This is a genomic window from Nostoc sp. C117 (assembly GCF_043099735.1).
Lineage (GTDB): Bacteria > Cyanobacteriota > Cyanobacteriia > Cyanobacteriales > Nostocaceae > Nostoc.
Window position 1 is genome coordinate 3,081,541 of sequence record NZ_CP170991.1, and the last position, 24,376, is coordinate 3,105,916.

Annotated in this window: 12 protein-coding genes; all 12 read right to left on the reverse strand. The window is 40.8% G+C overall.

Features of this window, described 5'->3' with window-relative positions:
* Positions 1-4: 4 nt before the first annotated feature.
* The gene (locus ACFG4S_RS13570; protein WP_392535296.1) at positions 5-4,861 is read right to left on the reverse strand and encodes an amino acid adenylation domain-containing protein; all 4,857 of its coding nucleotides are present in this window, start codon (positions 4,859-4,861) and stop codon (positions 5-7) included.
* Positions 4,862-4,943: 82 nt separating this feature from the next.
* Positions 4,944-5,738: an SDR family oxidoreductase gene (locus tag ACFG4S_RS13575; RefSeq protein WP_392535297.1), complete on the reverse strand. Its 795-nt coding sequence runs from the start codon at positions 5,736-5,738 to the stop codon at positions 4,944-4,946.
* A 13-nt stretch (positions 5,739-5,751) separates the two neighbouring features.
* Complete coding sequence (locus ACFG4S_RS13580; RefSeq protein ID WP_392535298.1) at positions 5,752-6,459, reverse strand: cupin domain-containing protein; 708 nt, start codon at positions 6,457-6,459, stop codon at positions 5,752-5,754.
* On the reverse strand, positions 6,452-7,060 hold the full coding sequence (locus ACFG4S_RS13585; RefSeq protein ID WP_392535299.1) for a LysR family transcriptional regulator: 609 nt from the start codon (positions 7,058-7,060) through the stop codon (positions 6,452-6,454). Before ACFG4S_RS13585 ends, ACFG4S_RS13580 begins: the two co-directional genes overlap by 8 nt.
* Before the next feature lie 52 nt (positions 7,061-7,112).
* Entirely contained in the window at positions 7,113-8,018 is a 906-nt protein-coding gene (locus tag ACFG4S_RS13590; protein WP_392535300.1) for a DMT family transporter, read from the reverse strand.
* Positions 8,019-8,099: 81 nt separating this feature from the next.
* Positions 8,100-9,155, reverse strand: a complete 1,056-nt coding sequence (fni, locus tag ACFG4S_RS13595; RefSeq protein WP_392535301.1) for a type 2 isopentenyl-diphosphate Delta-isomerase — start codon at positions 9,153-9,155, stop codon at positions 8,100-8,102.
* A complete protein-coding gene (locus ACFG4S_RS13600; protein WP_392535302.1) occupies positions 9,152-11,314 on the reverse strand; it encodes a Rieske 2Fe-2S domain-containing protein in 2,163 nt (720 codons plus the stop codon). The genes fni and ACFG4S_RS13600 overlap by 4 nt, the downstream gene beginning before the upstream one ends.
* 22 nt (positions 11,315-11,336) lie before the next feature.
* A complete protein-coding gene (gene cysC, locus ACFG4S_RS13605; protein WP_392535303.1) occupies positions 11,337-11,915 on the reverse strand; it encodes an adenylyl-sulfate kinase in 579 nt (192 codons plus the stop codon).
* 18 nt (positions 11,916-11,933) lie between these two features.
* Positions 11,934-12,314, reverse strand: coding sequence for a nuclear transport factor 2 family protein (locus ACFG4S_RS13610; protein ID WP_392535304.1), 381 nt, complete (start codon positions 12,312-12,314; stop codon positions 11,934-11,936).
* 115 nt (positions 12,315-12,429) lie between these two features.
* Positions 12,430-13,254, reverse strand: a complete 825-nt coding sequence (locus ACFG4S_RS13615; RefSeq protein WP_392535305.1) for a hypothetical protein — start codon at positions 13,252-13,254, stop codon at positions 12,430-12,432.
* Between the two features lie 89 nt (positions 13,255-13,343).
* Positions 13,344-22,196, reverse strand: a complete 8,853-nt coding sequence (locus tag ACFG4S_RS13620) for an amino acid adenylation domain-containing protein (RefSeq protein ID WP_392535306.1) — start codon at positions 22,194-22,196, stop codon at positions 13,344-13,346.
* 322 nt (positions 22,197-22,518) lie between these two features.
* Positions 22,519-22,908, reverse strand: coding sequence for a hypothetical protein (locus ACFG4S_RS13625; RefSeq protein ID WP_392535307.1), 390 nt, complete (start codon positions 22,906-22,908; stop codon positions 22,519-22,521).
* Positions 22,909-24,376: the final 1,468 nt, after the last annotated feature.

The window sequence follows — 24,376 nt, forward strand, 5'->3', positions numbered from 1 at the left end:
GAGACTAATTCTCTATTTCTGCCTTTCTTTGTAAATTGCGGATAGTTTCTGCTTGCTTAACTATGGTGGTTTTCTCAAATAAGGAGACTAAGGGTAATTCTATTTGCCAAGCTTTTTGTAATTTGTATGTAAGTTGTAGAACTAGTGAAGAATGTCCTCCAAGGTCAAAGAAATTATCTTGTGTACTAATATGTTCTAACCCTAAAACTTCTTGCCAAATAGCTAATATGGTTTCTTCAATAGAGTTACTGGGTTCAGTAAATTCAATTGCAGAATTGTGGTTAACTATTGGTAATTTATTATTTTGAATTGGTAAATTTTCACCTTCATTTAAAAAGGGAAGTTCTCTAAGACGTTGGTCAGGATTAGTAACTATGTATTCAAGTAAGTTTTGAAAGACTGTTACCATTCTGGCGATAGTAGCAGGTGTAAACAAATCCGTTCTGTAGACTAAAGCGCCTTCAATTCCCTCTGTTGTTTCTTGGAGTGTGAGATTTAAATCAAATTCGGCTGTATCTTTGGTATCTGTGGCAATAAATTCCTCCTTTAAAGTCAAATTTGCTAGTTTTAAATCATCTTCTGGAGTGTTTTGGAAAACAAACATCACCTGCGCTAGTAGTGTGTGACTAGAGTCTCTCATAGGTTGCACTTGTTCTACTAGTTTGATGAAGGGCATTTCTTGATGTGCATACACTCCTAAAGACACTTCTCGCACTCGTCGCAATAGTTCGCGGAAGCTGGGATTGCCTTCTAAGTTGGTGCAGAATGGCAGTAAATGGACAAAGAAACCAATCAGTCCTTCTGTTTCGGGACGGGTACGATTGGCAACTGTACTACTCACAATGATGTCTGGTTGTCCTGTGTAGCAGAAAAGTAATATTTTGAGTGCTGCTAACAAGGTCATAAATAAAGTTACGCCTTCCTGCTGACTCAAGATTTTGAGTGCTTTGGTTAAGTCTGAAGAAATCACCAAAGGTTGACGCGCACCTGTGAAGGTTCGCACGGCTGGACGTGGATAATCGGTTGGTAGTTTTAAGACTGGAGGATGAACACCTAAATGTTGTTTCCAGAATTGCATTTGTGATTCTAAGGTTTGCCCCTGCAATAATTGTCTTTGCCAATGTGCAAAGTCTGCATATTGAATGGGTAACTCGTTCAGGGGAGAGGGTTTACCTTGAGAAAAAGCTTCGTAAAGGGTTGCCATTTCTTGGGTTAACACGCTAAAAGACCAACCATCAGCAACAATATGGTGTGTAGTGACAACAAGTAAATGCTCGGTTTCACTCAAACGCCAAAGCTTACTCCGCAATAACGGCCCCCGCGCCAAATCGAAAGGCTGCTTAATCTCTTTCTCGGCTTGTCGTTTTGCTTCCGATATGCTTTGTACGTCTATGACAACAAAATCAAATACAGGTTCGGGGGAAATTACATAAACAACTTGTCCGTTTTCCACCTTAAAGGTAGTTCGCAAGGTTTCGTGTCGTCGCACAATTTCCCTTAAACTCTCCTCTAACGCTTTCACATCCAGCGAACCTGTGACGCGATAAATCAGGGGCAAGTTGTATACAGGATTACCAGGATAGAATTGCTCGAAAAACCAAAACTCTAGCTGAGTTAAGGAGATTGGCTGTGTTGCATTTGGCGATCGCCTGGCTTCTAATGGTGTAATCTCTTGCTGATTAGCTGTTTCAACTTTTCTAGCTAATGATGCGATCGCTGGAGATTCAAATAAACTTCGCAGAGATAATTCTACCTTAAATGCTTTACGTGTCAGAGAGATAACCTGAGTAGCAAGTAATGAATGTCCTCCCAAATTAAAGAAGTTGTCGTAAATTCCAACTTGTTCTAACCCCAAAACATCCCTCCAGATACCTGCCAAAATTTCTTCGGTGGGAGTCCGGGGTGCAACAAAAGTTTGAGCTAATTCTGGTCTGCTGGTCGTCGGTTCGCTCAAAGCGCGACGGTTAACTTTACCGTTGGGGGTCAAGGGGAAGGACTCCATCTGCACAAAAGCTGATGGAATCATGTAGTCTGGCAACTGATCTTGGAGAAAAGTACGCAACTGTTCGAGAGTGAGAGTCTGTCCTTGAATTGGTACAAAGTAAGCGACTAAATATTTTTCCCTAGCACTTTGCCCAAACACCTTGGCCACTGCTTGGTTGATTTGGGGATGTTTGCTCAAAACCGCTTCAACTTCGCCAAGTTCAACCCGAAAACCCCGGACTTTTACTAAATCGTCTATCCTTCCTAAAAATTCGATGTTGCCATCTGGTAAATATTTAGCTAAGTCGCCAGTTTTGTATAGCCTCCTGCCTCCTGCCTTCTCAAACGGATTTGGGACAAATTTTTGGTTTGTCAAATCTGGGCGGTTAAGGTAGCCACGAGCCAAACCATCACCGCTAACGTAGAGTTCCCCAGGAACGCCAATCGGCACGGGTTGGAGATTGCGGTCTAATAGATAAACTTGCACGTTGACCGCAGGCTTACCAATTGGTGGATAAATAGGCCATTTATCTGGCTCTGGGCTAAAAGTATAAGCTGTAACTAAATCTGCTTCTGTGGGCCCGTATAAATTATAGAGTCTACAATTCTCCAGACGCTGAAACAGCTTAATCATTGGTTGAGTAATCTGGAGTTGTTCGCCACAGGCGATCGCTTCTCTAATGTTCTTAAATAAATGTTCTTCCTCTCCGTATATTTCTGCTAATTGTTGCCATAAGGTGACGGGAAGGAACACTTTGGCGATTGGTTCAAATGCAAGTAACTGAATTAATTTATCTAAATCCTTGCGATCGCTTTCGCCAATCATATACAGTGTGCCACCCAAACCCCATGCCGCAAACATTTCGTGATAGCTGACATCAAAACTAAGGGACGCAAACTGAAGCACACCCACACCTGTTGTCATCTTCGCTTGATGGTGTTCTATTAAATTGGTTAGCGATCGATGGGGAACAAGAGTACCTTTAGGAGTTCCTGTAGACCCAGAAGTATAAATTACATACGCTAAATTATGCGCTTCTGTATCTGTCTGAAGATTGATATCAGATTCTTTGGTAATCTCATCCCATCCCTCATCTAACAAAATTAGATGGTGGTGAAAATCCTTTTCCAGTAATGGCTTTAAACTAGCTTGAGTTAAGACAACGCTTGCACCAGTATCCGCCAGCATAAATGCTAAACGCTCTGGGGGATAGGTAGGGTCAAGGGGAACGCAAGCACCGCCAGCTTTCAGAGTTGCTAATATAGCAACTGCCGCCTCTAGAGAACGTTCCAGACAAATTCCCACAGGTGCATCTGGTTTGACACCTAAACGTTGCAGATGATGTGCTAGTTGATTGGCGCGTTGATTTAACTGTCGGTAGGTCAGTTGTTGATTGTCATACACCACCGCCACAGATTCGGGTGTTTTTTCAACGTGCTGTTCAAATAATTGATGGATGCAATAATTGATGGGTTGGGCTGCTTGGGTAGCGTTCCACTGTACTAACAGTAAATCTTGCTCTGCTGGAGTGAGTAGCGGTAATTCGCCTATACTGCGATCGCGTAACTCAACAATTCCCTGCAACAGGGTGAGTAAATGACCAATCATGCGGTCAATTGTATCTGCGTTAAAGCGATCGCGATCGTAGTTGATTTTGATTACCAGTTCATCGCTGGGAATTGCCACCACCGTTAAGGGATAATTCGTTTCTCCGAGGGCTTGGCGATCGGCTATTTTTAAATTCCCTGGAAGTGCTTGCAAGGTTAAATTGACAGGATAGTTCTCAAAGACAACAATGCTTTCAAACAAAGGTTGATTCCTCGGAATCTCACTCACGCCTTGAATATCTACCAGTGAGGTGTAGGAATACTGCTCCCGTTCTATATGTTCTTGTTGCAATTGCACTAACCAAGGCAATAAATCACCTGTTTTAGGGATTTTTACCCGTACAGGTAGGGTATTAATAAATAACCCCACCATCGACTCTACGCCAGATAAATTATGAGGACGACCCGACACTGTAGCCCCAAACACCACATCAGACTCACCACTGTAGCGACTAAGTAACAATCCCCAAGCTGCCTGTATCAACGTAGAAAGGGTGAGATGATGTTGTTGGGCAAAAGATTTTAAAGTAGTAGTTGCCTCGGCTGATAAATGTTGCTGTCGAATATAACTAGTTTGCTGGTGAGCAATCTGCCCTACAGCTTGTTCCACAACCAAAGGGGTAGGAGTAGTAAAACCCTCAAGAGTTCGCCGCCAAAATTCCTCAGCACTAGACAAGTCTTGCTGCTGTAACCAATTAATATAATCTCGGTAAGAACGAGTTGGGGCTAAATATAATGATTGATTATTGGTAATGGACTCGTAAAAAGCAAAGATTTCTTTGAAGAGAATCGGCCAACTCCAACCATCGAGCAATATATGATGAAAGCTCCAGACAAAATGATAAGTCTCGTCTGCTAACCGAAATAAAAGAAACCGCATCAAGGGAGCTTTATCAAGTTCAAAACTTTGCTCTTTATCTATGTTTAAGAAAGAAGTAATTTGTGTTTGCTGTTCCTCAGTTGATAGTAAACGTAAGTCTTTGTTAATCCAAGTTAAATTAACCTGTTTACGCACTACTTGGACTGGCTGTTTGCGGTTCTTCCAAACAAAAAGAGTTCGTAAAGCTGCGTGTCTCTGTACCACTTGTTGCCAAGCTTGCTCAAACGCACTCTTGTTTAAATTGCCGTTAATAGTGAAGCGAAACTGCTCAAAGTATATTCTTGATTCTGGCTGATAGAGAGTATGAAATAGCATCCCCTGCTGCATTGGCGAAAGGGGATAGATGGCTTCAATATCTTTTGTTTTATTTTGATTTTGTATAGCTACCATTGTGATATTTTTTATAAAATATATATTTTTAATTAACCGCAGAGGCGCAGAGAGCGCAGAAAAAGAAATGCAATTAAATTACTTAAAAAGCTGCTGTAGATAACCCGCCATCTACTGGAATAGTTACACCGGTAATATAACTGGCGCATTCTGAACTGAGAAAAGCAACTAAATTAGCAACTTCACTAGAAAGACCACGACGACCTATAGGAATTGTGTTATCTATTCCTTCTATAATTCCCTCAATATTTCGGTTTTCTTTTTGGGCAAATACTTCTAAATATTCTCTATGTCTTGGTGTGTCAATAATACCAGGATTCACAGAGTTAACTAACACATTCCATTTAGCAGCTTGCGTAGCTACAGATTTGGTAAAGTTGATTAATGCTGCATTCGCCACTCCTGATTTGATTAAACGAGGGGAAGGTTCTTTTCCTGACGTGCCAATAATATTGATGATTCGTCCCCATTTCTGATTTTTCATATTAGGTAAAACCAGGCTTGTCATGCGGATATAGCCCATTGTTTTACCTTCAAAAGCAGTTGTCCAATCTTCATCAGATAGGTTTTCTACTGCAACGTCGGAAAATTTAGCTCCCTCAGAATTGTTTACTAAAATGTCAATTTTACCAAATTGATTAAGAGCTTCCTGCACTAACTTTTCCGAGTCGGTTGCTTTTTGAACATCAGCTGATAAACTGATAATTTTTACTGGGAAATGCGCCAGATTTTGACCAGCTTGTTCTAATCGTTCGGCATTTCTTCCACAAATTATTAAATTACAACCTTCTGCTGCTAGTTTTTGGGATATCGCATAACCAATGCCAGCACTAGCTCCTGTCACTAAAGCTACTTTCCCTGATAGTCCTAAATCCATAATCGATAGTCCTCTAGGTTGCAGTTAGCGATCGCGCAGCTTTTTCATTCAAAGAAGCTTCTTTGTAAGATAAACGAGAACTAGGTTGAATCAAAATTTTAATCAAAGATACTGTTTCATTAGAAGAATTATATCCTCCACAAAACATATCAACTGGAGCATAATAAATACTACCATATTCTAGTCGCTGCTGTTCGTCTTCCACAGACATCATCAACTGTCCATTCAGGATTATTCCCATTTGTTCGCTAGTAGATTGTTGCATTGGGATAACTCCTCCTGGGGGAATTTCAGTAATTACAATCTCAAACCAAGAAGCAACAATAGATTGACATGGTAAACCAGTAATTTCATCTTTTTTAGGCGATACCTTGAGAAACACTTCGTCAGTTTTTTCTGATGCTAAAGAAGTTACGATCCGTTTGACATCGAATACTATTGCTGTTTCTGGAAAAATATTTACAGAACCGTGAGGAACATAAGCATTGGCAATATAAGCTTGTTGTAGCGGTTCGATAATTTCTTTGGTTCCGTTGACGTTCATTTCTAAACGACCAGAAATTATCATCCCCATCTGACTTTCTAAATGTTCGTGTAGGGGAAAATTAGCTCCGGGAGGAAGATACACTAGTTGAACAAGTGTGTCTTGACATTCATAAGCTATTAATTCTACATCTGAATCAAGTTTTGTAATTTTGGGAGTTGGGAAAAATTTAGACATGACTTTCTGCTAATTTTTTGTAAAAAATTGACCAACTCATAGGGATTTTTCCATAAGTGGAAATAAACTCCAAATCATAAGCGTCAACAGCATTTTTATTAGTAATAGCTAGAGTAGCTAAACCCTGTTGTACTTGAATTGCTGCATCGCTAGTAGAAGGAGACAAATCAACCTGAATTTCTGATTGGTCTTGGGAGTCTGGTAAAAGTCTTGACAACAAAGGTAAAGGCGCAGGATGAGTAACAAGTCTAGCTCCTTTAAAAACTACCTCTGTATTTTTCTTCTTAGCTAATCCATAAACTGGAGTCGGATAGATAAAAATGAAGCCTAAATCAAAACTTGGCTCCATATAAAACTCATTAATCATTTGGTAAGCATGAGGAACTAGAGCTAGATCAATCTTGTCTTGCAATAAAGCTTCTTTGACCTCTGGAAAACCATCAAATAACTGAATTTCTCCAGTTAATTCTTCTGACTCTAATTGTTTAATTATATAGCTAGAAGCATAGTCACTACTAGTACCGCTAGGCCCCAATGTACCGATAATCAAACTTTTTGTAGGAGGAATAGGAGGTCGAAATTCAATTGAAAACTTTAGCATAGTTTTAATCAAGGTCGTATAGTAGAAAAAATCAAGTTAAAGTTACTAATTTTTAAACATTTTCTGTACCAAATATTAATTTTCGATCTATATATTGAGACTTACTCTGACTCAAAATCAATGCAGTTAGTACCAAAGCCGTACCAATCAAACCGCGTACTCCAAACTTCTCACCGAGTAGCCAAAAGGAAAAAACGGACGTGAGTACCGGATCGAGGGTACACAATAGCGCTGCCTCGGAAGCTGAAATCCATTGCTGGCCTATTGTTTCTAACCAGGTAGTACCAGCAGTCCCCAGCAAAGCCAGGTAGAGGACAATGCCATAGTTATTGCTCAGAGCCTCAAATTGTCTAACGTTCAGATCCGGCACTGCCCAGATGGTACTTAACACTGCTACAATCCACAGTTGGATAGCAGTCAAGGATAGGGTTGAGTGGCGTTGTGCCGTTTCTTGAAGTACCAGCATATAAACCCCGTAAATGAAGGTTTCAGCAAACAAAAACAAGTCACCCATGCCTAAAGAGCCATTTTCCCAACACATAATGCCGATGCCTGTGAGGGCAACTCCGGCGGCGAGTACAGTTTTCAGCAGCAAGGGCTGACCGAATAACGCCCCCAGCAGGGGTACAATGATCACATTTAGGCTGAAAATGAATCCTCCCCGGTTGGCATTGGCAGTTTCCAGCCCGATCGCTTGGAAGGCAAAACAGGCGAAAAGTAGAAGTCCTAAAACTATGCCATCGCGTAATATTTGAATGTTTAAAGAGCGTAAGTATGGGGTAAATATTGCGGCTGCAACTGTAAAACGGCTGGCGGTGAGTACAGCTGGTGAAAAGCTAGTGACTGCATCTTTGGTCAGTGGGAAGGTTGTCGCCCATATTAGACTGACGATCGCGATCGCAATTATGCCCCGAATGTGAAGGGCGTTTTCTGTAATTGTGGGTTTGTCATTTGTCATTTGTCATTTGTCATTTGTCATTTGTTATTTGTTATTTGTCATTTGTCATTTGTCATTTGTTATTTGTTATTTATTCCCCATTCAGATCCGTTGTAATGCCCCAGAACTTCTGAGTTCTGCTAAGGTGGCATTGCCAGTACAAAATAAAGCTGTTTCGAGTTCAGCAATCAGAACTTCGACCAACTGATCAACGGCGGCTTCCGATTTGACGGCTGCTTCTAAAAAAGGTCGGGCTAAACCTGCTAAATCGGCTCCTAAAGCGATCGCTTTGGCTATATCCAATCCGTTAAGTAACCCGCCAGAAGCAATCAAGGGAATTGTCGGCGCGTTCCCCCGGATGGAATTGATGCACTCGGCGGTTGGTAAACCCCAATCAGCAAAAGTTTGTCCCAAACGGCGCTGCTTGTTGTCTTTGGCGCGTTGGCTTTCCACTTTTGCCCAGGAAGTTCCACCTGCGCCAGCGACATCAATGGCTGTTACTCCCGCATCAACTAACTTTTGTGCGATCGCCGCAGAAATTCCATTTCCCACTTCTTTAACAACAACCGGAACAGGTAGTTGCTGACAAAGTTGGGCAATTTTATCCAACAGCCCCCGAAAATTTGTATCTCCTTTTGATTGCACACATTCTTGCAGGGGGTTAAGATGCAAAATTAGTGCATCTGCTTCCAGAGAATCTACAAGGCGCAAGCAATCATCAAGTCCACATCCGTAATTTAGTTGCACAGCCCCTAAGTTCGCTAACAATAGAATGTCAGGAGCAAAAGAGCGCACGGCAAAGGTAGGAGCTAAATGAGGCTGTTCAATCACAATTCGTTGCGAACCAACTCCCATTGCTAATCGGTAGCGTTGAGCAACAGTTGCTAAACGAGTATTGACTAGCTGCGCCAATTCGGTTCCCCCTGTCATGGAAGAAATTAGTAGGGGAGCGCCGAGATTTTTACCCAGAAAGGTAGTTTGCAGATTGATGTCGCTGCGGTTGATTTCAGGAAGACAATCATGAATAAACCGATAACGCTCAAATCCACTAGTTACCTGCTGAAACTGGACATCTTCTTCTAAGCAGACACGTAGGTGGTCGGCTTTGCGAGTCTCAATTTCAGTTACAGCATTGACTGATGGGATAGTGGTAGTCATAATGGTTTTCGTTGACGACGGGTTATTGGTAGTTTGGTGTAAATAGCCTCCTGAAACTTAGCAACATCAAATTCGGCAATACTAAATACTCCTGTTTTATCGAACAGCCGCGAGGAAACGCTGTCTTGACAGATGTAGTTAACGCGAATGTCCTCATGTAACGATTCCACAAGTAGTTGGATGTTCGCTAGCCGCGCCTCTTCAATGGCTTTAGTGTGAGGATCGTTTGGGTCAAGAACATGACCATAACTGCGAACGTGAAAACGGCACTCTCTTGGCCCGGCGGGAACTAAGGAAAAAGTTTGGACGTGTTCGGGAAATACGCTCAAAGAAAAAGGCATTGGGATTTCTTCTTGCGCTGACATCGAGCAGAAAGCTGAGAAACACAGCGTTTCGGGCAAAGAATCGTTTTCAGCAGCAAAATCTTGTAATTCCTGTTCACGCTCCCAAGAATGTCGAGCGATCGCTTTAGCACAATCATAATATTGTCGCTCGATTGGGGTTAAGCTGGGTGAAGCCGGATCGCGCATGGGAATAATCATGCCGTTGATACCTTCACAATCACTCGACACACCAAACCGACGGGTTAAACCTTTGTGCATCATGGGAAAGTGATAATCTTCTAAGAAGTTTTCCCACAACAGTTTGTAATCCACCTCAACATTAATGTCATAGCGACCGACTCCACCAATCGGTTGCATATTTTCCAGTTGGTAGGGTTCTAATAACCCAGGTGAATACCAACTATCGGCTAATCTTGAGCCTTCCCAACTAAAGCGAATGAAAATAAATCCATAAAAAATGTCAATATCGATGGGTTCTAAACCGTAATTAGGTAAACCAAATTTTGGATAGCTTCCCCGTTGTGTGACATCCTGAAGTTTGCCAGCGAACAATTCACCGCTTGCAGTGCGGATGACGTAGGCTCGTTCACCGATAATATCCAGCCAAGTGAAGTTACCCGGTTGCGGAACTTCGTTGATATGGCAAACAAATTGCCAAGTTGGTTTAATTAAATGCTCAACTTCCAGCGCAAACAATGCTGCATCGCCATAAATCCAGATTGGCAATGCTTGCCTTCTTTCAGATGATTCGGGATATTCTATGTCATCAGCATCAATTTTGGAATACTCAATAGACTTTCCAATGATTTGCTGTTGATCGTCATTGCTGTAAACTCGTTGCAGCACTTCATCCAGTTCTGGGGTTGACCCATCACTATCAACAGTCAGGATAAGGTGTTTGAGTTCTGCAATCAACGAGTGTAATATTAATTGGTGGCGATCGCTTCTTCCTTCTGAGGTAATCTCTGCAATTAGCTGTTTTATATTCTCTTCTAAATAACCAACTCTCAACCAGAGGCGGATTTGTTCTGGAAGTGTAGCGGTTTCTCCATCTGCATAGCCTGGACTGACAGAATTAAGCAGATTTATAATTTCTACTCCGATATTTTGATGGCTTTCAGGTTGTGATTCTTGCTTGAGATGACTATTTTCTGAAAACTTGGCAAAAATCCCCTGATTTTCATCAATTTTGACCTCAAACTCCTGCAAACTGTAATTTATCAAATCAAAATCAGCACCAAACTCTCCTCTATTTGCCCCTGGTGCATTCTTGCAATGACCATCTATACCATAAGCCCATCCATGATAAGGACAAAGAGCCGATTTATCTACATTTACACAACCGTGACCTTCAAAGACCGGTGCTTGCCGATGAGTGCAGACATTAAGGAAAACGCGAATTCTTCCGTCTGCTTGGCGTACAGCCACTAACGGTTCTTGAAAAACCTGAACAGTAATAAAATCTCCAGGCTTGGGAATTTCTGCCGCGCCACAAATAAAATACCAGTTTTTCTCTAGTTCCGATGGTTCAACAAAGATTGAACGAATAATTTTAGCGGCAAAGTAGTTATAAATAGTTTTAATATTAACTTCTGACTGATTTTGTTTGTTATATTCAGCAACTCCATGTACTAAATATTTATAAATATCTTCAACAGTAGTATTGCCTTTTACTGATAATAAATGGGTGATAAAACTAGTCCATGCTACCTCATTCTTCTTTGCAAAAATAGTCCCCTTAGCAACAAGGGAATATTGTTGTTGTCCAACTTCAAAAAAAAGTTTACATAGTTCCTTTTCTTTCACTAAAGTCATTTCATTTTTTCCTACTCAATCATCATATTCGGGAGTAATTGTTATGGAATTGTGGCAACAATAGGGAATTGATATACCCTAATTCTTCTAATTTAGTCAAAATTTTATTTGCGCTTTGGGAAATACTTTCTTGATTAGTTTTGCATTCAACATCAGGTTCAAGAGGTATTTCATATAAATCATCAATTCCAGTGAAATTTTTGATTTCACCAGCCCTAGCTTTTTTATATAAACCTTTGACATCTCGCTGTTCACAAACTTCTAATGGTGCATTAACGTATACTTCAATAAAATCTCCAATCCGGTCTTTGATTTCTTCACGAATCGCTCGATATGGCGAGATCACCGAAACCAATACAATCACATTATTTCTAGTTAACAGGTGAGCTACAAAACTAATTCGCCGAATATTTTCGTTACGATCCTCCTTGCTGAAAGTTAACCCCTTACTTAAGTTTTGGCGAACTACATCGCCGTCTAGTACTTCAATTTTATATCCTTGCGATCGCAGTTCAGTCTCCAAGAATTGGCAGATGGTGGTTTTGCCAGCACCACTCAAACCAGTTAACCATATTGTTACACCACGCTGTTGTTCCGCCATTCTACCTTTACGCTTTTACTAAACTGCTGGTCTAAAAAAGTGTGTTTTTCGAGTTTTAATCTTACCTTTTTCAAAAGAGTATACATCAGCAAAAAGCTCATCTATTTGGCAACTGTCCTTGGTAATACCAATAAATCTACCCCAACAAGCTCCATAACTGCCATCAATTGTAATATGCTCAATGTGGTGTTTCCCTGATGCAATTATTCTTTCCATTTGATAAAACTTGAGTAGGCGCTCAATCCCAACAAAAGGACTGTAACCTGGACGTTCATAGACGATATTACTATGAAAAATCTCCGCTAGACTTTCCCAACCAGAAGAATCAACAGCGCAAAATAGGTCAACGACTAATTTACTATAGGTTGTGAGGACTTGTGAATTGCTATTTTGATACATAATTCGACTCCTTTTATGCATTTAGTTTCGCTCGATCGAGAAGCTGCTAATAACTAACAGTGTAGATAATATTCACAATTAGCAATTTCCTATTAGTCATTAGCAATACTTAATATTAGTCTTCAATAATCGGTTCAGGGATTACTGGTACTGGATGGTCGAGACGATAAGCATTCCAAGGTTTGAGGAAAGAATCTCGCTTCATGCCAGAAAATCGCCCTAACTGTTTATGAAATAGACTTTCATAAAAGTCTAACTCTTTCTTTAAGAAATAAGGCGCTTTTTCTCCATAAACTTTCACAAACATTCTGTAGGTATTATAATGTTTAGCTGCTACATCATCTGAGTAAAACATCAGATCATCTTCAATGTCATTTAAAACTTCTAAAGGCCACATCAGTCTTAATTCTTCATTTAACTCATCTTCTAGGTAATTTAAACCTAACATTTTGAGCAAAGTACAATGTAAAACTCGATAGTCAGAAGAACGTAATTCCGCCGCCTTTTTAATCATTCCATGAGTAACATGAGAGCTAGCTAATAAATGAGTTTCTAATTCAAAATATTCTCCCAATTTTTGCATATATGCTTCAACTTTGCAATGCTTGAGATTATGCTCTTCTAAAACAGCCAAGATCATTTCTTGTTTGGAGTGCCAAGGAGAATATTGGAGATTTTCATAGCCTTCACTTTGAATTTTTTCAACTTCATCATCTGTTTGATAAACCAGAGCTTCAATAAAACCTAAAACTGGATAAAACCGAAAAAAATCATTCATTGAGAGGTTATAAATGGGAAAATAATAAAGCACAAATTCTCTCAATACTCTGCTAGACCGACGCATACTTTGATAAGAAATACAGGAAATCTTGGAAGCAAGTTTATTAACTAAAACTCCTGAATCACGCGCGGTTGTGAGTGTAGCTTTCGAGATTGTCATAAATAATGAATATGGTTGGTGTGAAAAATTCAAACAAAGGACAAAGTGAGGACACGTCTTCTCTTAATAGAGATGAGTTGTCAATAACTTCATTCAATTTCTGCTAGCAGTTCGTCCAACGCTTCTTGGCTTAAACCAACTTCTGGGAAATCTGAAGGGGTATAACCTCCTGCTTCTGGGGATAAGCAGTGGTCAATAATAGCTTCTAAGACTTTCACATAGTTGGTAGCCAAATTTTCTACAGTAGTCTGGTGATGGAAAGCTTCGCTATATTTCCACTCCAGATGCAATCTACCTTCAATGACTAATCCATTCACATTCAACAAATGGCGGCGCTGTCCTTTGGAACTGTGAATAGAACCGCTAGACTCTTGGGCATATTTCCAACCAAGGGGTGCTAGGTGCGTTTGGTCGAATTGACCCAAATAGTTGAAGCTCACTTGAGCTTGAGGGAACAGTTCAAGTTGCTTGTTTATGGTTGCATCCATGCTCAGATACCGCAGGATGCCATAGCCAATACCTCGGTTGGGAATGCCTCGCAGTTGCTCTTTCACTGACTTGAGAGCCTCTCCAGGATGGTGAAGACTTCCAAGTTTTAAGCAAACGGGGAATAAACTGGTAAACCAGCCTACTGTGCGGGACAAATCTACATCCTCAAATAAGTCTTCCCGTCCGTGACCTTCTAATTCAATCAGTAGAAAGTCATAGCCTGTCCATCCAGCAAAACTTTGCACTAATGCAGTCAATAGCACATCGTTAATCTGGGTGTTGTAAGCTCCAGGGACATCCTGCAACAGAACGCGAGTCTGTTCTGCACTCAAGGATATAGAGACAATCTGACTTGAACCGACAGTGTTTTCTGAGGCAACAGCAGGATAATCTAATGGTAAAGGAGCAACTGTGAATGACCTTGAGTGCAGCCAGTAATCTAGCTCTGAGTGCAGTCCTTGAGTACTGGCATAATCCTGCAATCGGATTGCCCAATCTTTGAAGGAAGTTGTTTTTGCAGGGAGTTGGATGTTGTTCCCACTATCTAACTGTTTGTATGCCCCAGATAAATCTTCCAGCAAAATCCGCCAGGAAATCCCATCTACAGCCAAGTGATGAATGACGATGAGCAACCGTTTAGGGGAAGATTTGCCTAAGTTAAATAGTACAACCCGCAGCAACGGCCCATCTGCTAAATTTAGCGATCGCTGTATTTCATCTGCCTTTAACTCAATGGCTTTTGATTGTTCTGCTTGAGTCAGGTTGGATAAATCAGCAATTGCTAAAGATATTGCATTGCACACATCACTGTTGTACTGTTGCCATTGCGCTGCTTGCTGCACAAATCGCAGCCGTAAAGCATCGTGATGGTACACCAGCTTTTGTAATACTTGCTCTAGTAATTCCGGTTGGATATTTGGCGGAACTTCTAGCAGAACAGATTGGTTAAAGTGATGGGGTTCGGGTAAATTTCGCTCAAAGAACCAATGCTGAATCGGTGTTAAGGGAACAATGCCCTTAACTAAGCCCTGTTCTGCCTCCTTAGAGGTAGTTGTCACAGCTACAGCAGCTAATTCAGCAATGGTTTGGTGCTGAAATAGCTGTTTTGGAGTTAGTTTTAATCCAGCTTGATTCGCTTTGGCGATAATTTGGATTCCAATAATGGAATCCCCACCCAATTCAAAAAAGTTGTCGTGAATACAAACTTGTTTTAATCGTAAAACATCTTGCCAAATTTTTACCAAGATTTTTTCAACGTCGGTGCGGGGAGAGACAAAGCTAGTTTTGTCATTTAACTCCAACTCTGGTACTGGTAAGGCACGACGGTCTACCTTGCCATTGGGCGTAATTGGCAATACCTCCAGAACTGTGAAGGATGCAGGAATCATATAGTCGGGAAGCTTTTCTTTAAGGAACGATCGCAACTCGTTACTAATTGGCTGTTTTCCTTCGGGGATTAAGTATGCTGCCAAATTTTTAATTCCTGGCTGATCTTCCCTAGCAATCACAACGGCATCCCGTACTTGGGGGTGTTGAGTTAAAATCACCTCAATTTCTGCAAGCTCAATTCGGAAACCACGGATTTTAACTTGGTTATCAATGCGACTAAAAAATTCAATATTACCGTCAGGTAAGTAGCGAACTAAATCTCCTGTTTTATACAGGCGATCGGCATTCGTATGCCCAAAAGGATTGGGAATAAATTTTTGCTGATTCAGTTCAGGACGATTCCAGTAGCCCCTGGCTAAACCAGCACCACCAACACACATTTCGCCCCAAACCCCGATGGGTACAGCTTGGAGATTGGAGTCTAATATATAGACTTGTGTATTACCAATGACACGACCGATAGGAATTGATTTATCAATTCGACTTTCAGCCGATACAGTAAAGCAAGTGGTAAATACAGTATTTTCCGTAGGGCCGTAGCCATTGATAAATTGACAATTGGGGAGTTCTCGCAGGACTTTTTGGACGTGAGCTACAGATAATACATCACCTCCACTCATCAATTGATGCACAGGTTGTAAATCGTGCAATCTTTCATCTACCATCAGATGGAATAAACTGGCTGTCAGCCAGAGAATACTCACCTGATAGCGCTGGATGATTTCACCCAACTCTTCTAAGGATGGCTTTTGGCTAGGCATTAGGATGAGCTTGGCTCCATTCAGGAGACAGGGCCAAATTTCTAGTGTTGAGGCATCGAAGGAAAGGGGGCCAAGTTGCAGAAATACTTCTTGTGGTGTTAATGATGCAAAGTTTGTTCCCTTAGCTAACCGAACGACATTTCTGTGGATAATGCAGACACCCTTGGGTATACCTGTTGAACCAGAGGTGTACATGATGTGAGTTAGGTTGTCTGGTGTCACATCTGTCTTGAGGTTCTGTTGGCTGTATTGGTTGAAAATTTCCCAATTTGTGTCTAAACAAACGACCTTAGCTGAGTTTGGGGGTAGTAATCCTATCAACTGCTGTTGAATGAGCAGCACCGATACCCCTGTGTCTTGGAACATATAAGCCAAGCGTTCTTGGGGATAGGCTGGATCAAAGGGAACATAAGCACCACCTGCCTTGAGGATGGCGAGGATGCCGATAATCATTTCGAGCGATCGCTCAACGCAAATCCCCACTAGTACTTCTGTTCCGACTCCCAAGCTTTGTAGATAATGCGCTAATTGATTGGCGCGATCGCTCAATTCCCGATATGTCAGTGACTCATCCTCATACACCACTGCGATCGCATCTGGTGTTTCTTCTACCTGTTCCTCAAACACTTGATGGATACATTTAGTATCGGGATATGGTATGTGAGTATCATTCCATTCCAATAGCAATTGATGACGTTCACGCTCAGTTAGCAATGGCAATGTACCTACTGATGCTTGAGGATTCGCCACAATTCCCGCTAATAATGTCTGGAAATGACCAGTCATGCGAATGATTCTATCTTCATCAAATAAATCGGTGTTGTATTGCCAAAACCCTTGTAAGCAGTTATCTTGTTCCCACATTTGTAATGTGAGGTCAAACTTGGCATTAACGTTATCTAGATGTAGAGGAGTAACAGCTAATTCAGGCGTTTCTAATTGCTCCATTAGGGTATTCTGCAATGCAAACATCACCTGAAACAGGGGACTGTGGCTGAGACTGCGCTCTATTTGCAAAGCTTCAACAATCTGCTCAAAAGGAACGTCTTGGTTGGCGTAGGCATCCATGCAAGTAGAACGTACTTGCGTTAGTAACTTTGAGAAACTCGGATTATTTTCTAGTCGAGTTCGCATCACCAAGGTATTGACAAAAAAGCCAATTAATCCTTCTATATCTTGATGGTTGCGACTAGCGATCGGTGTTCCTAGCAAAATATCTTGCTGACCACTGTAACGGAATAGTAGAGTCGCATAAGCCGCCATCAAGGTCATAAATAAGGTAGTTCCTGACTTGTGGCTGAGTTCTTTCAGCGATGCCGTCAGTTTTGCATCTAGCTGGAAGGAAAAACACCAACCTCGGAAAGTTTGTACAGAGGGACGAGGCCTATCCGTAGGTAGTTCCAAAAGAGGTGGTGCGTCTGCTAATTGTTGCTTCCAGTAATTGATTGAAGTTTGTAGTGCTTTTCCTTGCAACCATTGGCGTTGCCAAATCGTAAAATCTGCGTATTGAATCGGTAGTTGTGGGAGGGGAGAAGAATCGCCAACCAAGAAAGCTTGATATAAACTCGACAATTCTTTAATAAATACTCCCATTGACCAACCATCACCGATAATGTGGTGCATGGTCAATAACAAAGCATAAGACTCCGAATTGAGTTGCACACCTTGCTGAGTCAACCAAATTTGAGAATCTTTCTCTCTTTCTCTGTGTTCTCCGTGTCTTTGCGGTTCGTTATTTAACCGTACCAAAGTCACTCGCAGCAACAATCCTCTACTGAGATCAAAAGGTTGCAATTGATCCTGAGTTGCCAAGCATTGCAATTGTTCTGACTGTTCTTGTCCTGACAAACCTTGCAAGTCTACAACCGAGAGTTTCATAGTTGCGTGGGGAGCAATTACTTGTACAGGCGTTCCCTCCACCGCACTAAAAGTAGTGCGTAAAACTTCGTGACGACGGATAATCTCGTTGAGGCTGCGTTCTAAAACTTCTATATCTATACGCCCGTTAAGACGAACAGCCTTAAACATATTGTAGAAAGGGTTGTCCGGCTCCAATTGCGCCAAAACCCATAGGCGTTGCTGGGCGAAAGAAACAGGGAAAGTCTGAGATTCTGTTTGATTTCCCCGACGAACTTTCGCAATAGCACGGTTATTTCTTTGATATCCCAAAGACTCTGCTACTCGCCAAGCTACATCACTTAAGAAGTCAGTGCTGTAATACTGCTTCCAACTATCTGCGGTGCTAGCATTAATACCCTGATGTTCATGGAATTTCACATCCCCTACCATTCTAGACTGGGCATAAATCCCATCGGTCATACGCTGCTTTTTCTCTTTGTATGGTTGCAGCATATCAGGATGGAACTCCACCCCTAAAAATTGACATAAGCCCTCAACACTTGTCTGCGGTTGGCTAACTATGTCTTCAAATTTGACTTGATACTGGCGTTCTTGGGGAACTTGTTGTAGGAATTCGAGAATATTTTGATGGCTAATTAGCCAAACGAGTTCAGCGAGTTCTCGCCTATTGAAGGGATGTTGATAGGGAAATGTTTGCTCTACTCTAGCTTCTTCATAAGAGCGCATCGTTGCATAAGGATGACGCACAAGGTGTATGTAGAGTGGGTTTTGGAAGTTTATTTCCGCTCGTTTAAGGGTCTCTAAATCTATGGAGTAGGAGGGGGTCTTATCTACCAAGATTTTATCGCCCAGCCATTGCTGTATGAGTTGGTAGAACTGCTTAGTAGTAAGATTTTTCGCTTCTAATTCTTCCATAAGTGCGATCGCCTCTTCTGGACTACACCCACGGATTTGCATAATTGTGCGAATTGTCCCTTCCGCCCAAAAGCTGTAACGTCCAGAAAATGCTGCTTTTCGTTCCCCAAGTGTATTGAACGTCAGCAATTCCAATTCTGGAGGCGCGAACAACTGCGGATTTCCCCCCAGGATGACGCGCAGTAAGGTAGAACCGCTACGATGAGGCGAGAGGATAAAGATAGCTGGCGGGTTTTTGATTGCGTCATCTATTGGGGGAGCAATGGAGGGAATAAGCGATCGCATTTGCAAAACTTTAGCTTCATCAATACGCTCTTGTGGTAGTTCACTAATTGCAGTTATTTCCTTACCCAGGAGTTTTGCTGCTGTTTGTGGATAGTGTTCTTCTATGTAAGCTGCTAGTTTAGCAACTGTCTTGGTATCAAATAGAACAAGAAAATGAATGATCTCGTTGAGTTGTGCTTGCAATTTATTAATCAGAATCGCTCCTCGAATCGAGTCGCCACCTAGTTCAAAGAAGTTATCGTCAATACCTACTTTGTCTAGTTTGAGGGCTTCTGCAAATAAATGTGCGATCGCCTCCTCTATAGGAGTGCGAGGAGCAACAAATTCTATATCTAACTGAGGACGTTGGCGCTGTTGTCGGGATGTAATCTCTTTGAGGATGAGTTCGGGACTGTAGAGATTCCGAGCAATGCGCTCAAAGAAGTCTGCAAAGGAGGCTATTTTTACCGATCTATCAGATTTTGGTTCTTGATTGGGATTTCTATCTACGGTAAATCTGTCTAATATAAGTACTTTGTCGGATTCGGACGAGGTTGCTTTTATAGCTTCTTTATCTACGGTATCTGTATCGGATATAAGTACTTTATTCGATTCGGACGAGGTTGCTCTTATAGCTTCTTTGTCTACGGTATCTGTATCGGATATAAGTACTTTATTCGATTCGGACGAGGCTGTTTTTCTTAGACTTCCATTAGCCTCTTTAACTACGGTATCCATATCGGATATGTGTAATAAATTGCTTTCGGATGCGGTTTGAGATGGAAACTCAAATAACCAACCGCCATCTTTCTCCTGCTGAAATTGTCTACCAATACTAACCAGAAAATCCCAAGCTGGTTGATTCTTCTTTGTAGGTCTATAGAAAAGCTCGACTCGTTCCAATCCTCTTTCTTGAGCAAGAGTTCCCAAATAGGCAAGCATTTTATGCTCTACACCCCGACCAAGTACCCGACAACTAAGCAAAAATGTATCTACAGATAGTGCATTTTCTTGAGATTCAAACAAGAGCAGACCGACTAAGCCATAATCTCCAAAGCGGTCTTTTACCTTGACTACCCGACACTCTAAACTTTCTAAATTACAAAGTTGTTGAATTTCAGCCTCAGACCGTCGGATTGTTGTGAGGTTAAACTGATTGGTGCGTTGGGTAAGTTGAGCAACCCGTGAAAGTTGCTGGTTTTGCATTGGCGAAATCTCAATTTCTAAGTTCAGTTGGGCGAGGAAATCGCTAAAGGAGAGAGAATCCTGTTGCAAAAACTGGCGCTGGACATTCTGTTGATAGAGATTAGTTCTTTGTTGGTCTTCTTGGGTGGTTTGGAGTTGGTCGAAAGCCCAATAATGCTCTAAAAATTGCGGGATGCGATCGGGTTGTTCTGGAAGTTGTAATGTCAGGACTTCTGGACAGTTTGCTCTAACTTCAGCACACTCAATTGGATTGTCATCTATGAAGATGAAGCTATCTAAACTCAGTTGTAGTTCAGTAGCTAAAGCTTTCAGATTCTCCGATTTCGATTCCCAGTTAATGCGCCAGTTGACTAGATGATGGCGCTTAAGCACCATATCTGGATGTTGGTCAAAGACTGCAAATACATCCTCTTGTTCATTCTTGCTACACAAACAGATCAACTTTCCTGCTGCTTGCTGGGCGATGATAAATTCTTGGAGCGTTCTATAGGGTGGATTGATTTTGACTCCTCCAACTCCATCCTCTCCACAAATACCACTCCATAATGTATGGTCGCAATCAAGGGCAATCACCTTATGAGGAGAGCTTTGCAAAGCAAAGATTTTCCGCGCCAGTATTGTCCCCAAGGCACAGAAAAAGGTCGGCGTGTAAGGAATATGCCCTAGTTCGTCACCGTAGGGGTCATAGTACTCTTTTACGGGGTAAGTACTGGTCAATTCTTGACTTTTTATCAGATACATACCACTAACATCTTTGAGATCGGCTGCTAACAGTTCCTGCATTCTCTCATGTAAAGTGTTATTTGCTGCATCTGTTGTTGGAGAGGGAGGACAGATACAGACCAAGTAAGGAATTGGCGATCGCGTTGTTGCAGTTTTCAAAGCACTACCAAAATCCTTAACGGTTTGCTCTAGTTGGACTGGATTTTTTTCAAATTGCTGTGATGCTGAGCTTTGCTTCAGCTTGGGGCGAGTAGCGTAAATATTAAACAGTCCAGAACCGTGCAGGAGAGACTCTTCATCGACAACAAATTGGAAGCCTTTGTCTTCAAGCAAACGCATGACGTGTTTAATTGTACTGCCTTCTTGGTCATGCACTTCCATAACTATTTGTTTAATCAGTGACCAGTGATGGTCTTTAATTCCTTGGAGAATTGCTAACTCGCTTTTTTCAGCATCTAGTTTCAGTAAATCAATTTTTTCAATCTTATACTCTTCGATAATTTCTGAAAGAGTTCGCAATTGAGCTTGATATATTTCTCGCTCTAGCCTATCCTTGAGGAATTCATCAGCTAGGCGTTCTAATGACTCTTGATCCAGAGAATTATCGCGTTGCAGCATATTAATAATGACTGAGCGAATAGCTTTTTCATCTTGCTCTGTATCAGCTGCAAAACTTGAGAAAACTGAGGAGTGAGGGTAGAAAGTGAAGGTTTCTTCTGCGCGTTCACCACCTAATCCACAGTTAAAAAGATGGGTATTTTGACAGTAGAGCTTGGCATTAATCTGTAACTTATCAAAGGCGTGGGGCGCAGGTTCAAAAGCATAAATAGTCCCTTTTGGGGATTTTTGTTGAGCAAATAAGGTGAATAGACCAATATTCGCTCCCACATCGATTATGCAGTCATCTTCATTGAAGACAATTCCATGCTTTAAATAGACGCGATCGCTAAAAATCTCTTGATATAGATACTCGGTTTCGTACTGGTTAAGGTGAGCTATTTCTAAGTGATTTGGTAAGGTGTGGCGTAAGCGATCGCCAAAAATTTGTTCTTTTAGATAATCGTCAACTGTTAATTGCAGACGATTCTTAGTTTCTTCCCAATCCTCAAACCTAACCAGAACTACATTGACTCCGTTTTGATTGTTAGACAGAAGGCTGGCTGGATTAAGCAGTTCTTGAAATATTTGATTGTAAGGAGCAAACTCTATTGAATAAGGGACTTCTATTTCTTGAAACCAATACGACAGGGAATCCTCAATTGGTTCACTTGTAAACGTAGCTGTAATAACAATTTTCTGTTTAGAGATGTGTTTTAATAAATCTTGTGTATTCATAAAACTGATTTTCAGTAATCATTTCTAGATGAAAGAAAATTATGCGATAGTAAAAGCATCTCAATCAGTCTTAAAATAAGGAATCAAAAGAATCTGATGTATATTTTTAGCCGCATGATAAAACATCGATTTAACGGTTTCAGATCGATGAATTCTAATATCTCACCGCAGGTGTCATCGAACAGCATTCCTTTTTTATGCCAAAAACCTTTCAATCGATATACTGTTCTTTGATTAACAGTAGTTTGACATCAGGTAACAGTGAGTTAATAAAAACTCTCCCCTCTTTTCCAGCGCCTACCTATTGAGAAGTTATAATTTATTACTCAACAATTTCAACTACTTTTGGAATCTCAACCTTTTGGGCATCAGTACTATTTTCTGGCCTCAGTTGATTTTTCAGTTTGAGTTTTAGCTCTTCTGTAATTGGTAAATCTTTAATTTCATTGAGGAGAAATGTCACGGATTCAGTTTTGCTTCGTTCTTCATAGATAGCCTTGAGAATGGCTTCTATTCCATATCCGGCTACAGCATCTCCTGCAACAGTTATTAGACCAAGTAGAGCTATACCTCCGACGATACCAAACGGACCCCCTAATGCTGTAAGGGTAGCTGCAACGGCAGCGGAACTACCTCCTGATGCAACCGTTAGAATCACGAGAATTACGCCAGGAAGTCCCAGCCCAGCAAGCTTTTTAACGATTTCGTTCATTTTAATCACCCTCGTTTTTTTGCCAGTTAAAGATTATAAATGGCAATAAAAGTTATTTAGCCTAATGAAAAGTATAAGTCTTTTTATTTTATTGTTTTTCACAATTATTTTAATAACAAAGATAATCTCAGGTTTATCAATAAAATGCAATAGCAGTTTAAGTTAGTTAAATGGACAGTTAAGACAGTTAAGACAGTTAAGACAGTTAATAAATAATAATTAACCAGCCCCAGCAATTCTCATTTGGAAATAAATAGAGTATTAACCCCCATTCTGAACATTCAAAATGTAGTATAAAATAACTACTTTTTCAGGGAGAGTCGTAGGCGCAGGCCGCCGTAGGCATCGCTTAAAAAACAATTGGGCTGATTATGTAAGTATAAATACTCAATGTACTGGAGGGAATTGCCCGATCGCGAAGGGTAAACCCAAGAAAATAGGTAATCGATCACAGGCGATCGCAAATTACAAGAAAACGAAACCCTTGTGTTTCCAAGATTTATAGGCTAGTAGTTCGCCCAGTGAACTTGGCGGGGTAAAGGGAAAGGCGGCAGGTGGGGCCCCCACGAAGTGTGGATAAGGGGCAGGGGGAAAGGTTTTAAATCCCTTACCCTTTCACCTTTCCCCTTTCCCCAGACCTCACAAGCGCATTTTTGGGTTGGCAGACTACTAGGATGAGCAATGATACCTTACGATAGAAATTAAGAGTAAAATACTTTTCTCAAGACTTATGCAATTAGTCTTAGATTAGTTATTTAGCATATCTGGAATTAGGAGGTAAATAGACAAACAGCGTATCTGGCAAATTTTTCTCCACATTATCTAAAAAGACTACTCAAATAAGTTAATTTTCAAACCCAACCCTAACTATTGGTTATATAAATGCAGTATTTTTTGTCTATGTATACTAGCAAAAACGAAGATTTAATATTCGTATATAAAGGTATTAATCCTCAAGAATGATTTTATAAAAATTCTCTTATTATCTCTTTCCTAAAAATTAATTACCTGCTAAATTTTTATTTATACTAAAGCCTCTAGCAAAATTTGTATTAACCCTATGTCAAATAATTGACTTATTGCATAGAAGCCTAAGCACAGTTATATGTTAATTATTTAGAGGATGTTTTAAAAGTCTTCTGGTCAGTAGCAAAACGTTTTATATTACCCTAAATATCCCTTAAAGAGGGGGACTTTTAGAGACTTCCCCCCTTTTTAAGCCAGGGCTCTTTCATTCCCTAAAGAGCTTTAAAAATCAAGGGTTCTAGCGATTAAAAATTAGTTATTTTGTTACTAGCGTGCCGATGAAACCAACTATTTTTATGGACTACTACGCCACTAGGTAAATAAAGCAACCATTTCAAATTACTAAAAAGCTTATTCCCTAACACTTTTGAGTTTTGACTTCCGCTTTGCGGTACTAGTCTTCTAGACAAGTAAGTAATTGTAATGTTCTTAGAACTTGTTA